At 41.1% G+C, this 12,880-nt stretch carries 13 protein-coding genes; 7 read left to right on the forward strand and 6 right to left on the reverse strand.

Annotation, left to right across the window (positions count from 1 at the left end; translation table 11 throughout):
- Positions 1 to 19: 19 nt before the first annotated feature.
- Both guaD and ACO1D1_RS22610 read right to left on the reverse strand, forming a co-directional pair.
- Complete coding sequence (guaD, locus tag ACO1D1_RS22605; protein ID WP_423337202.1) at positions 20 to 1,384, reverse strand: guanine deaminase; 1,365 nt, start codon at positions 1,382 to 1,384, stop codon at positions 20 to 22.
- A 116-nt stretch (positions 1,385 to 1,500) separates the two neighbouring features.
- Positions 1,501 to 1,644 carry a hypothetical protein gene (locus ACO1D1_RS22610; RefSeq protein ID WP_423337203.1) on the reverse strand — a complete coding sequence of 48 codons (144 nt, stop codon included), beginning with the start codon at positions 1,642 to 1,644 and terminating at the stop codon, positions 1,501 to 1,503.
- A 170-nt stretch (positions 1,645 to 1,814) separates the two neighbouring features.
- On the opposite strand from ACO1D1_RS22610, the gene ACO1D1_RS22615 reads away from it, so the two are divergent.
- From ACO1D1_RS22615 to ACO1D1_RS22625, 3 genes are all read left to right on the forward strand, one after another.
- Positions 1,815 to 2,801: a hypothetical protein gene (locus tag ACO1D1_RS22615; protein ID WP_423337204.1), complete on the forward strand. Its 987-nt coding sequence runs from the start codon at positions 1,815 to 1,817 to the stop codon at positions 2,799 to 2,801.
- 39 nt (positions 2,802 to 2,840) lie between these two features.
- On the forward strand, positions 2,841 to 4,265 hold the full coding sequence (locus tag ACO1D1_RS22620) for a hypothetical protein (RefSeq protein ID WP_423337205.1): 1,425 nt from the start codon (positions 2,841 to 2,843) through the stop codon (positions 4,263 to 4,265).
- 199 nt (positions 4,266 to 4,464) lie between these two features.
- Positions 4,465 to 5,097, forward strand: coding sequence for an FMN-dependent NADH-azoreductase (locus ACO1D1_RS22625; RefSeq protein ID WP_423337206.1), 633 nt, complete (start codon positions 4,465 to 4,467; stop codon positions 5,095 to 5,097).
- Between the two features lie 186 nt (positions 5,098 to 5,283).
- Here the strand turns inward: ACO1D1_RS22625 and ACO1D1_RS22630 are convergent, their stop codons facing one another.
- The gene (locus tag ACO1D1_RS22630) at positions 5,284 to 6,606 is read right to left on the reverse strand and encodes a cytosine permease (protein WP_423337207.1); all 1,323 of its coding nucleotides are present in this window, start codon (positions 6,604 to 6,606) and stop codon (positions 5,284 to 5,286) included.
- A gap of 320 nt (positions 6,607 to 6,926) precedes the next feature.
- On the opposite strand from ACO1D1_RS22630, the gene ACO1D1_RS22635 reads away from it, so the two are divergent.
- The 4 genes from ACO1D1_RS22635 to ACO1D1_RS22650 all read left to right on the forward strand — a co-directional run bounded on the left by ACO1D1_RS22635 (position 6,927) and on the right by ACO1D1_RS22650 (position 9,649).
- Positions 6,927 to 7,553, forward strand: a complete 627-nt coding sequence (locus tag ACO1D1_RS22635) for a metal-dependent hydrolase (RefSeq protein WP_149871776.1) — start codon at positions 6,927 to 6,929, stop codon at positions 7,551 to 7,553.
- Between the two features lie 136 nt (positions 7,554 to 7,689).
- Positions 7,690 to 8,121, forward strand: a complete 432-nt coding sequence (locus ACO1D1_RS22640; protein WP_423337208.1) for a MarR family winged helix-turn-helix transcriptional regulator — start codon at positions 7,690 to 7,692, stop codon at positions 8,119 to 8,121.
- 61 nt (positions 8,122 to 8,182) lie between these two features.
- Positions 8,183 to 8,725 (forward strand): NADPH-dependent FMN reductase, encoded by a 543-nt coding sequence (locus ACO1D1_RS22645; RefSeq protein WP_423337209.1) that lies wholly within the window; start codon positions 8,183 to 8,185, stop codon positions 8,723 to 8,725.
- Positions 8,726 to 9,016: 291 nt separating this feature from the next.
- The gene (locus ACO1D1_RS22650; protein ID WP_423337210.1) at positions 9,017 to 9,649 is read left to right on the forward strand and encodes an AmiS/UreI family transporter; all 633 of its coding nucleotides are present in this window, start codon (positions 9,017 to 9,019) and stop codon (positions 9,647 to 9,649) included.
- Positions 9,650 to 10,063: 414 nt separating this feature from the next.
- Here ACO1D1_RS22650 and ACO1D1_RS22655 read toward each other — a convergent pair whose 3' ends face one another.
- The 3 genes from ACO1D1_RS22655 to ACO1D1_RS22665 all read right to left on the reverse strand — a co-directional run bounded on the left by ACO1D1_RS22655 (position 10,064) and on the right by ACO1D1_RS22665 (position 12,723).
- The gene (locus ACO1D1_RS22655; protein WP_423337211.1) at positions 10,064 to 10,987 is read right to left on the reverse strand and encodes a LytR family transcriptional regulator; all 924 of its coding nucleotides are present in this window, start codon (positions 10,985 to 10,987) and stop codon (positions 10,064 to 10,066) included.
- A gap of 106 nt (positions 10,988 to 11,093) precedes the next feature.
- Complete coding sequence (locus ACO1D1_RS22660) at positions 11,094 to 11,744, reverse strand: GGDEF domain-containing protein (protein ID WP_423337212.1); 651 nt, start codon at positions 11,742 to 11,744, stop codon at positions 11,094 to 11,096.
- Between the two features lie 16 nt (positions 11,745 to 11,760).
- On the reverse strand, positions 11,761 to 12,723 hold the full coding sequence (locus tag ACO1D1_RS22665) for an HD-GYP domain-containing protein (RefSeq protein ID WP_423337213.1): 963 nt from the start codon (positions 12,721 to 12,723) through the stop codon (positions 11,761 to 11,763).
- Positions 12,724 to 12,880: the final 157 nt, after the last annotated feature.

Consider the following 12,880-nt stretch of genomic DNA (forward strand, 5'->3'; position numbering starts at 1 on the left):
CAAGAAGGTCTTGTTTTGCTTAGATTCGTGAATGCACCTTTTCCCCTTGAACCCAGACTTCCCGAATGTTTTCCGGCCGCGCCAGATACATGATTTTTTGAAAAACATCATGTAAATTTTCCTTAAGGTTATAAAGAGGCAGTCTGGCAGTCTCGACGCTGGTATCAATGATTTGTACATCCCAAGCATAGTTTTCTGCGATCCGGCCAATCGGCAGGCTTACACTTTCGCCGCCGCCTGCAGTTGCGAAATAAAATGCTTCATTCAGTGTAATGCGGGAATTGGGCACCCCTCTTTTTTCAGCTGGAAGGGAGGTGTTAACGCCATCCTCTAACATCCTCGATGAGATCACCGCTTGCCGCACATTATCGAAAAGACTCGGTGAAAAACCGCCGGAAATATCGGATCCCAGACCAATCTCCACGCCTTTTTCCTGCAAACGGGCGATGGGAATGACGCTGTTGGCAAAATAGGCATTGGATATCGGACAATGGCAAACAGCAGTCCCGGTTTCTGCAAATAAAGCTGCGTCATGGTCATCTAAGAAATTACAATGCGCCATGACCGACTTTTCACGTAATAGGCCAAAATCATGTAGGGCAAAGGCATCATTTTTCTTGAACCGCCCCTGCACATAGCCATGCTCCCAATCACTTTCGCTGCAATGGGATTGGACATAAGTGTCATACTTCGCCGCTAATTCCCCTAATCCTTTTAATGCCTCGTCGGTACAGCTTGGAATGAAGCGCGGCGTTACGACAGGAAAAACGCCCTGTTTCGTCCGCTTTGCTAATTCTTTAACAGCTACAATAAATTCCTCCGTATCGGCTAGTGCCGTTTGTGTATCCGCATCCCGATAATAGTCCGGTGTTTGATCAGGGTTGTCCATCACGACTTTTCCAATTAATCCGCGCTGTCCTTTTTCGGCGCAAATTTCAGCGAGCACTAAACTAGCTTCTTTATGTACCGTGGCAAAGTAAAGCGCAGTCGTTGTTCCGTTTGCGATTAGAGTACTGACGACATCATGATAGACCTTTTTTGCAAAAGCTGGATCGGAAAACTTCGACTCAATCGGAAAGGTATAGGTGTTTAACCAATCGTAGAGCGGGATATCCAATGCTGTTCCGGCTTGTGCCCACTGCGGGGCATGAACGTGTAAATCGACAAAGCCCGGTAAAAAATACTGGCCATCAGCTAATCGATGGAAATGTTCATCTCCTTGATAGTCATCCAGTAATGCTTGATAGTCGGTATCTTCAGGAGCGACGATTTTTTCAATCATCCCATCCGCATTGATAAAGAAAAGATGATCCTTTAGAATCTGTACCTCCTTTGGTGATTCGCTAGAAAAAGCAGTCCCCTGGAAAATATGCGTATGTTTCATATGTACCACCTAAATATTGAATTTTTAAAAACATATTTGTTATTATAGGGGATTCAAAATAGTAAGTCTATTTTTGGCGAATTGCATAAAAAAGGCCATTACACAGGTAACGGTCTTTATGCTACTATTTGTACTTCTGATTCATGAACTAATTCGACATGAAATTTATTGTCCTTTTCCCGTATTTCCCAATAGCCGGAAGTATACTTGTAAATCACCGTGTAAAGCTTGCCATCGTATAGCACTTCTTCTATTTCCATTTTCATACCACCCTATCTAATGCAATTTGAGTGATACTATATATATTTTTGTTCTAGCTTTTTATTCCGAAAAAATGGCGTGGGGGTCTAGAAATTTTTCTAAGAAGTACCAAGATTACGGGCAATTTGATTCATTGCACATGGGTGAAAAGAATCGTTTCTCATGATTGATGGAGAAAACGGTCAAAAATTGTTTAATTGGCTCGAATGCTGTTCATGAAAGTGACGTTAAGAGGAAAGGGGGTGAGATGTTGCACTTCCGCCATTTTCTTATACCGACTCTTATGGTTGGAGCAGCCCTGTTTTTACCAGTAAATGCCTTCGCCGAGAAGAGTGAGCAAAATGGACAGGCAAATTCCCAAAAGGAAATTGTACAAACGATTCATCCTACAGAAAAAACTGAGAATGCAGCTAAACAGGCTAACGGACCGGCAAAGGCTAAAAATGCAAATTCGATTGAAAAAACTGTGACGTTGCCTGAACCCGCAGCCAAAAATCAGAGTGCAGTAAAGCAGCCGTCCGCCAATCGTGCTCTTAAGCAAGCAGCTTCCCAAAAGCCAGCTGTGGCACAACCAAAAACTTTGCCCGATCAAGCAAATGGGAACGGATATGGGCTGTCTGCGGTGAAAAAGACGGAGAATGCCATTAAGGATCCCGGCCAACCAAAACCTGCTGCTAAACAGGAAAACGAAACAGGGTTAGGGAATAAACAGCCAGCTGCTCAAGATGAGGCCGAACTTTATCCAGAAATAACTGTAAAAGATCAAGGCAGCCAGACGAAATTGGTTCCTAGAATTGAGCCTAAAAAGGTCGATTCAAATGTATCGGACAAAAAAACAATTGAACCCCAATTGCCGGAACCGGTGCAAAAGGGAAAGCCCCCTGTCAGTAAGGAAGAAATACCGAACGCCGATCGGGCGGTAAACCCAACCCAGCGGTCAAACCAAACAGGCGGCCAATCAAATGATCGAATCAGCTCAGGATTAAGCACTATTAGTTTTTTAGATAAGTGGTTTGAATGGAATAAGTACTACGAAATCCAACTTGTCCAGCCTTACCTTTCTCGTTATACGTTAATGAATAATCAATGGGTGAATGCTCCGCCTTCACCACCGCCGGAAGAAGCTCCTTTTTTTAAAACCGTTTACCGCAGCTAATCGCCACGGAACACGAAAATAAAAGGAGCGAATATAAACATGAAACATTATCTAAACCCTAATAAAGTTGTAAAATCTTTTGTATTAGCTGGAGCAGTATCATTTGGCGTTTTTGCCGGAGCTCATTTTACTGAAGCTGCCGGTCCTAACAATGGAAAAGCGGAGCACAGCGTACATGTAAAAGCTGAAAACGCGGTAAAAGTGAATGTGAAAGAAAAGCAAGTACCGGCCGCAAAACCAGCAGCAGCTGCGAACCCAGCGGCACCAGCGGTTAAGGAACAGCCAAAGGCGGGACAAGCAGCTAAATCTCAAGCGAGTGTGCATGCCAGCGAAACAGCAAAAATGCATGCTAATCCAAACTCTGCCGTTCTAAACAAGGTTGGAAAAGTAGAAGAGGCAGTAAAGGAAGAAGCTCCGGTTCAGGAACCTGCAGCAGAGGATTCTGCAAGTAAAGCACAAGAACCTGTAGTACAAGAGAACGTTGACGTTAACACAGACGTTACAACTGAAGACCAAGGTATTGAAACCGAAATTGATGCTGATGATGCAGAAAAAGCTGAAGATGAAGCAGCAGTTAAAGAAGATGAAAAAGCTGAAGATGAAGCGTCTGTGGAAGAGGATGAAAAAGCAGCAGATGTCGATGCTGATTCACAAGCAGGTATTGAGGATGAGAAAGATGCTGACCAAAAGTCTAATTCTAAGAAATTCGTTCGTGATCGTGAAGGTATCGTGAACACGAAAGATGATGAAGATACAGAGTCAGATGAAGAAGATACAGATACTGACAAGGATGCAAAGGTTAATCCTTCAGCTGCTAACAAAATAAAGTCTCAAGCGTTCGAACATGCAAGTGACACAGCTAAGGCCCATGCTGCAGCAAACGCAGCAGTCCATGCGGAAGGTGAAGCAGTTACAACAGAAGAAACAACAGTTGACACAGAAGAAGTAGCAACAGAAGAAACAACAGTTGAAGCAGAAGAAGTAGCAACAGAAGAAACAACAGTTGAAGCAGAAGAAGTTACAACAGAAGAAACAACAGTTGACGCAGAAGAAGCTACAACAGAAGAAACAACAGTTGACGCAGAAGAAGCTACAACAGAAGAAACAACAGTTGACACAGAAGAAGCTACAACAGAAGAAACAACAGTTGACGCAGAAGAAGCTACAACAGAAGAAACAACAGTTGACACAGAAGAAGCTACAACAGAAGAAACAACAGTTGACACAGAAGAAGCTACAACAGAAGAAACAACAGTTGACACAGAAGAAGTAAGCCCATCTGTAGCAAACAAAGCAAAGGCTCAGGCTAGCGTAAAAGCAAGCGCTCAGGCAAAAGCCCATGCAGCAGAAAACTCCGCCGTACTTGCAGGTACTGTAGATACGGATGCAGTTGCAGCCTCTGAAGAAACAACAGAGGAAGCAGATGCTGTCGACACTACTATTGAAGCTGCTTCAAAAGAGTAAGAGGACAGCACCAGCTCGGCTCCCGGTTATCCCGGGCAGCACATTAGTGGGCAGAGGGAGAAATCTCTCTGCCCATTCCATATAACGGGGATAAGTTTCCATCCTTTCCAATTCATTTCGCTTGCTGAATTTTTTTAAATCATATATTATGAATCCGAGATAAGTAAAACTATGATAAAAAAGGAGACTTTTTAATATAATGAACATATTAGTAGTAAAAGCAAATAATCGTCCAGCTTCCGAAGCTGTTTCAAGTAAAATGTATGAAACTTTCATGGAGAATTTAGAAGGCGTCAATGTAACAACTTACGATGTCTTCGCGGAAGATATGCCATACTTTGGCCAAGATTTATTCAACGCATTTGGTAAAATGCAATCAGGCGAAGAATTGACAGATGTTGAACAACGTATTGTAGCGGCAAAACAAAAAGCAATGGATGCATTATCAGCAGCTGACGTTGTTGTATTTGCGTTCCCATTATGGAACCTAACAATCCCTGCTAAATTACAAACATTCATCGACTATGTGTACGCAGCAGGTTTCACCTTCAAATATAACGAAAATGGCCAACTAGTCAGCCTAATGACGGACAAAAAAGCGGTCATTCTTAGCGCGCGCGGCGGCATTTACTCCACTCCAGAAGCAGCACCAATGGAAATGGCGGCTACCTACATTAAAAATGTTGTTGGCGGCGTATTCGGTATGCAAATCGTTGATGAAGTCATTATTGAAGGACACAATGCTGCGCCAGACCAAGCGCAAGAAATTATTGCTGAAGGATTAGCAAAAGTGGCAGAAGTCGCAAAAAGCTTTTCTGCAGTAACGGCATAAATCCCGGCCAAACCCAGACCAAGAGGGAATAACCTCGAGTAAAAGGTATTAAAGACAAAAAGCACCTCTCTTCTTACCAAGAGAGGTGCTTTCTACAATTTATTACCATAAACATATTGGCAGAAGTATAAAGGGTGTCAGGCACCATTTATACTACACTGATGTTGCTTATGCTGCTTAGTTGTGTTAACCTACATGGCTGATTTTGGTGTTTGCTCCAGGCCCCTTTTTTATTAATCGGTTGCCGATATAATAGAAAATTGCGGATGAAACGATTCCGGAAAAGGCAACTGAAAATTCCGGTGCAAAGAAATTCACAAACAATGCGACTGTCGAAGCTAATCCCCAAGCAATAAAGGCAAGTGGTTTCCATTTCATGGAGTCGCTTGCTTGGTTATCAGCTGACTTTTTCTTCAGAACCAATTGATCCATAATAATGATTGTCGCGATTGGCGGAACAATTAAACCAAGAAGCTCAAGCCAGCTTTGGAAAGCACTCCAAATACCGGATAGAGCTGCTATGATGCCAATGATTCCAAGAATGACGGTTAGTGATCTCATTTTTTTACCCGTCATATGTGACCAGCCCACCGCACCATTATACAAACAGTGTGTACATCCAACCCCAAGATTGATAAATACAAACACAATCGCCAAGGTGGTTAAAAGCGGACCTTGTCCTGAAAGTATGGGCATAAAATCTCCGCCATTAGCAGCAGGGTTTTGGATGACACCGGTGGCAACGATGAGTGCGCCAATTACCTCAGCGATGAATTTTCCGAATGGAAAAGCCGAAATAGCCGCTAACAGTCCTTCTCGGCCATTCTTCGACCATCTTGTAAAGTCTGCTGTCATTGTTCCGGAATCTGCGAACGTGGCAAATACCAATGTAACTGCTGCTCCAAAAGACATGATTCCCACCCCGGCAGCTGGTTCGTAATTTATGAAATCGGAACTGCCGGTTTTCATCGCAATCACTACAGCAATTATTCCTAATATCAGGTACAAAGGTGCGGCAATCCAGCCTAAAAAGGTTAGGGCCTTAATCCCGATAAAGGTTGCGGCAACGTAGAGGACGCCGCCTAATAACGTCATCCATAACAAATTTGCTCCAAATGAACGAGCCATTGTATCCCCGGTTAGACCTACCATAAGGGCAAACCAGCCTACTACTACAGTGGAAAGTAATCCTGACACGGCAAAATACCCAAACCGTCCAAATGTCCTTTGGGTCGTCATAGCAAAATTCTCTCCAGTTTTCCCCGCAAGGTAGCTTAGCGCACCCACTATGAGACACAACAGCAAATTACCCGCCAGTATGGCTGCAACTCCTGCCTTGAATCCCAGCATTGCTGTGATAACTCCGCCAATGACCGCACTTGTCAAAACCATAGGGAAGCCAAACCATACCGCTGCTACCGAAGATAAGGATTTTCGGTATTCCAGAGGTACCGGAGTCGTTTCAAACTCTGGATCTAATAGCTTTTTATCAACATTGTTGGTTGACATAAATTTTCCTCCTTTTGTGTTTTTTTGAAGCATTACCAATCTAAGGCTTCACGTTTATTCTAGGAGGGATTCTTTTCACCGTCATCGTATAGTAACACTAATATTTACCAATGCTTCTTAGGCAATCTATACAAAGGTTTGTGAAAATTGTGTGTAATATTCAATTAAAGAAATGAAGCTTCTTATGCCCCTTAAATGGTCGTGCCATATCTTTATATATTTCTCACTAAACAGAACAAGTGTTTTGGTGTAGAATAAATAAAGTGTGGTGGTGCTTAGGTAAAATACTCACAACAAATTAATTAAAGGTGGACATACAATTGAACGGTACAGCACATGCAGCATTAGGAGCGGCGACAGGATTTATCGTTGCCAACACGTTTCAAGCTTCTCCCTCTACGACGCTCTTATTCGTAGGTTTAGGAGCAGTATCTGGGTTAATGCCTGATCTTGACATTGATGGCAGTCTTCGCGGCAAAATCACCTTATCTCATAAGGTAATTCAAACGGTTGCCCAGCTAATTGGAGCCCTGATGATCTTTTATAGTTTTTTTGAGGGCGGAGCTACAGAGAAGTGGTTTGGGATCGTCATTGGATTGAGTATGATGATTGCAGCCTCAAAGCTCAAGCAAAAACATATGCTAACAATCACAGGTGTCGGTGTACTTGTGGGGGGTGTCTCTTTACAAGAACCATGGTTGATCCTGCTTGGGATTTATATTTTAATTGCTTCATTTGTATCGCACCGCAGTTATACCCATTCGATAGTGGGAGTCATTTACTTCGGAGTCATCGCTGCCAAATTAGAAGAGTCACTTGGAATTGACGGAGTATTCTATACCTGTCTTGCAGGATACATCAGTCATTTGATGGCCGATCTAAAAATCCTGCCATTTAATAAACGCGGGATTAAACTGTTTTTGCCCGTTTCCTCGAAAGAAATTTAGTGGCCTGCTCTCGTCTCATAAAATGTATGAAATTGGCGAAACTAAGCTTAAGAAGCAATTATTTTGACAACAATTTTTGCCTTCAGTAAAATAAGTTTTATGAACTGTTGATATATCAACTAATAGGGTGCTGGCTATGAAATACGAACCATTAAACAATATCGGCGTTATGATTCACGCAGTTGATTTAGATATTACGAAGTTTGTAAATGATAAATTAAAGGCAATTCAGTTAACAAATGAGCAAAATTTATTAATGGCTCTTCTTTGGGAGCGAGAAGGAATCTCCCAAAATGAAATGGCTGCGAAATTGAATAAAGATAAAGCCGGTATTGCTCGAATGATTTCAACACTTGAAAAAAAAGGCTATATCCGCAGAAAATCATGTCCAAACGATAAGCGTTCTGTTGAAGTTTATCTCACAGAAGAGGGGAGAAAACTTGGCGATGATGTGATTCCAATCAATAAAAACATCATGCAAGCACTCAATAACGGAATGACAGAAGAAGAGATAGGGGAACTTCGGAGACTGCTTATGAAAATTCGAGGGAATGTAAATATTTTATAGTCAGACCATACAAAATAGTGATATATTGACCAATTTACAATATCATTGGAGGCCATGAATTATGAAAGTCGTTGCAATCGTTGGAAGCATACGTAAGGAATCATATAACCTAAAACTGGCGAAGTATGTGCAAAAAAGGTATCAAGAGCACATGGATATTGAAATACTAAGTATTCGCGACCTGCCACATTATGATCAGGATACCGAATTAAACCCGCCACAAGTAGTGACTGAATTTAAAAGCAAAGTAGCGAATGCAGACGCTGTTCTTTGGGTAACTCCGGAGTATAATTATTCCATCCCTGGCGTATTAAAGAATGCAATGGACTGGTTATCCCGTGTGGATAAGGTAATGAATGGTAAGCCTTCTTGGATCATGGGCGCAACAATGGGAGCACTGGGAACGGTCCGTGCTCAACAGCACTTACGGGATATTTTGTTTTGCCCGGGGATTGGTTCTCCACTTCTACCTGGAAATGAAGTATATGTAGGAGCTGTTCATGAAAAAATCGATGAAGCAGGAAACCTTACCCATGAACCTACGATTAAATTTATCGATTTGGTAGTTGATAACTTTATTAATTGGTATAACAGCATCAGATAATCAATTAAAAAACAAAAGTGCCGGGCATCGTCCAAAAAATGGATAGTGCCTGGCACTTTTTCTTTAGACAATGGACCGGCTAAATTGGAAATATTTAAATTTAACATTTTTTCAAATGGTGCTTAACAAATGTTCATCACCTGTGCTATAGTTACTTTGAAATATAAATATACAAATTAGATGAACATGACGAAATGATTCATGAATTAATAAAAATTTGTTTGAAAAGGCAATTCCTTTTCTTCATCAAGAGGGGAGCTGCCTTTTCCTTTTTAAAAGGAGAGGAATAGTGTGGGCTTTGTCGGTTTATTTCTTTCTGGGGCCGCCTTATTTTTAAACAGTCTTATGACGGTAGGAAAGGCTGATGGGAAGAGTGTTGGAGTTTTTAATATTTTTATAGGAAGTATTCAAATCATCATTCCATTTTATTTATTGATTGTTTCTGATCAAAATAATTGGGACCTTTATAATAATGCAGCGACTTTTTTATTTGGTTTAACCTTCTTATATTTGGGAATCACGGTATTGAAGGGTCTCGAGGGCAACGGTCTTGGCTGGTTTAGCTTATGGGTTTCCATTATTGCCATCGTTTATACTATTACATCTGTGGTGCACTTTCACGATGTAGTAAATGCATTAACATGGGGAATGTGGTCATTTCTATGGTTTCTATTCTTTTTAGCTAACACGCTTAAAAAGAAATTTGAAAAATACCTTGGATTTGTTGCTTTCGTACAGTCATGGGTAACCTTAACCATCCCATCGATGCTTTACTTCCTAGGTATTTGGAATACGCCAACTGTTGCACAAATTTGGACGTACGTGTTACTTCTATCGATAGTCGCCTTTATTGCTGCCAGCCTTTTCAAATTAAAAATCGCCTTCAAAAAGGAAAATGATGCGAACGAGGTGCAAGCCATTTAGGCGCAAGTACAGCACTACGACGTGGTGTACTCTTTTTTTTGCAAAAAAAAAAGTTCGTCCCACCTATTTTTTTTCGGTGTTAGGACGAACTGGTTCTACTAGATGAAATGGAAGATATTCATGGTTTTGTTCGATTTTTTCAACGATGTTTAATAACAGCTTTTTCATTTGAAATTACCTCCTCTTGATTTGATACCTTTATTATCAAGGTAATGGGGGATTTACACAATCTCGCTGAAAACGGAAACAATTGTCTTGAAAACGAAAACATCGGTAATGTAAGCGATAATTCCCACTGTTACCTTAGTAATTCTTCGTTTTTCGCTGTTTTTGAGCGAAAAAAAGTCCCTTCTTGATGTAAGTCATGAAGGGACTTTTTCAATATAATAAAAGAATTTGACCGGGCGCTTGCGCTTATAACTCCAATTGTGTCTTTAATTCGTTTTGCACGCGTTGCTTTTCTTCTGGTGATACCATGCCGTAATAGATGTGGTTGATCATTTTTCCTTGTTCTTTTAATTCCATTTGCTGAATGGATGTTCCGGCACCTTTATAGCCTTTTTGAATGGTGGCAATTTGCTCAAACGTCAGGTTCGTTTTTACGTTATTACCAAGGACGGTAAAAATATCGGAAAACTTCGTTAAGCTTGAAAGGCTTGCCCCTTCTTTCACCACACCCTCAATGATTTGGCGCTGTCTTGTCTGGCGGCCAAAGTCGCCGCGAGGATCTTCTTTTCTCATTCTTGTATAGCTTAAGGCTTGAGCACCATCCAGTGTCAGCTCTCCTTTTGCAAAATGAATGCCATCCTGGGTGAAATCTAAATCATTCTGAACAGTCACACCGCCAACGGCATCGACCATTTCTGTGAATCCTTCCATGTTCACCTGGATATAATAATCGATAGGAATATCAAGAAAGTTCTCCACCGTGTCCATTGCCATTGGAACGCCTCCAAACGCATAGGCATGGTTGATCTTATCCTCTTTTCCTTTGCCGATAATTTCAGTTCTGGTGTCTCTTGGAATGCTGAGCATTTTCACTGAATTGTTGTTCGGGTTAACCGTTAAGACAATCATCGTGTCGGAACGGCCTTTGTCACCTTCACGCTCGTCCACACCCAGCATTAAGACGGAAAACGGATCCTTTGCTTTGAGCGATACAGCGTCTTCCCGTTTATCTGATTGCTTGCGCTCAATAGGCTGATGCATCGCGTCAACCGCTTTATTCAATGATTTATATACAGTGTACCCGTACACGCCTCCGCCAATTACCATTAGCGAAAGAATCACAGCGGTCACCTTCATCCATTTTTTACTTTTCTTTTTTTGAGATCTCATGTTGAAAAAACCTCCTAATAACTTACAAAATGATATGCAATTGCTCTCCAGTGTATCAAAATTATAAGTGGAGTGAAATGTAAAAAATATGGTAAAGGTGAATCCTTTATGCTTTATGCCGGATTTTCATATTATACATTTTTTTATCTGCTACTCGTAATAACTCATCGAGTGTTGCGCCTTCAGCAGGGTACAAAGCGGTGCCGACTGAAACGCTGATTTCTGAATGAGTGGACGAGATCATTTTAAGATGATGATTCATTCGTTCCATCAATTCATGGGTGGTATCCTTTTTCATGATGCAGGGGGAGAGGATGATGAATTCATCTCCACCCCAACGGGCAACAATGTCTGTGTTTTGGACACTTCTCTCTAATTGGCCGGAAATCACCCTTAACAGCTTATCCCCCTCCTTGTGTCCGAAATAATCATTAATGGTTTTAAAGTTATTGATGTCGATGAAGAGAATGGCAACGCCATGATTCTTCCGATCAGCCGCCATTTTTATTTTTAAAAAAATGGTTTCAATAAATCTGCGATTATAGATCCCGGTCAGGGCGTCTTTTTCTGAGTAAAACTTTGCCCGATCATATTGCTTGCCAAACCACCAGGAAAGGCTGAGCAAAACAGGTAATCCGAGATACTCCATCCAGCTGATGAAACCATCGCGAATAAAGTAATAGGCCATGTAAATAGAATTAATCCCTAATACAAAAAAGAATGTCACAATCCTGCCTTTAAAATTCACTTTCCTCACACACCCTTTTAAGTATTTAAGATAATTGCCGACCCACGGAATGTTCCAACGTGCTGTCCTCATAAGTGGAAATTCCATGTTCCTGTTTATTGTCAAAAAGACTGAGGAACACATCGGTAATAAAAGGGTCAAATTGTGTTCCACTATTTTTTTTAATTTCTTGAAGCGCTTGTTCTAAACTAAGTGCATTTCGATAGACCCGGTTCGATGTCATCGCATCAAAGGTATCGGCAATCGCCATGATGCGGGCAGCTAATGGAATCTCATTACCCATTAATCCTTTTGGATACCCTGTGCCATCATATCTTTCATGATGGTATAGAACAAGATCAAGCACACCGTTTTCGTTAAAGCATGTCACGTGTTTAATGATTTCATGGCCGATGACGGGATGCTGTTTTATAATGGAATACTCTTTGGCCGTTAGTTTGTCCGGCTTCACAAGAATATGTTCAGGGATTCCGATTTTGCCAATATCGTGTAATAGTCCGCCTTGATGGACGGCAACAATGACATGATTAGGCAAATTCATCTTTTTAGCAATTTCCACTGCGTACCAAGCGGCATTTTGTGAATGATCGGATGTGTAGGTGTCTTTTGAATCCAGCGTCTTGGATAAGGCAAAAATTAATTCCAGGCTGTCATCGTTAATTTTTTGATTACGCTTCATTATGCCAACTGAAATCATCATGATTAATAGATAGGTAAATTCGAGAATAAGAAAAGACAGAATGCTAATTGGTTCCGGGCCGCTTAATAGCCGGCAAACGACTACTGCTGTCGTTAAAACGAATAAAAACCATGTGTTTGTTTGGTAAAAACCAATCCCTAAAAATACGGAGGCAAGGATATAAAATACATATAAATGATTCGGTTCGATTTGAAATAAATAGAGAACAGAACTTACGAGCAATAAAATAAAAAATCCCCAGCGAAAATAGACAGGATTATTGAGCCAATTATTGATTTTTCGATCCATTCTTTTTTCCCCCTATTCCCCTGGATGCACCTGTAAAGGCATACAATACAAAAGAATTTTACTATAAACAGCGGGGGAATCTGTCAATTTTCTACAAAAGTCAAAAAGTTGACAAAAAATAAAGGATGGACGAGGCCAAATGGTGCCAATTCGGCCA

The sequence above is a fragment of the Neobacillus sp. 19 genome (assembly GCF_049463095.1).
Classification (GTDB): Bacteria; Bacillota; Bacilli; order Bacillales; family Cytobacillaceae; genus Neobacillus.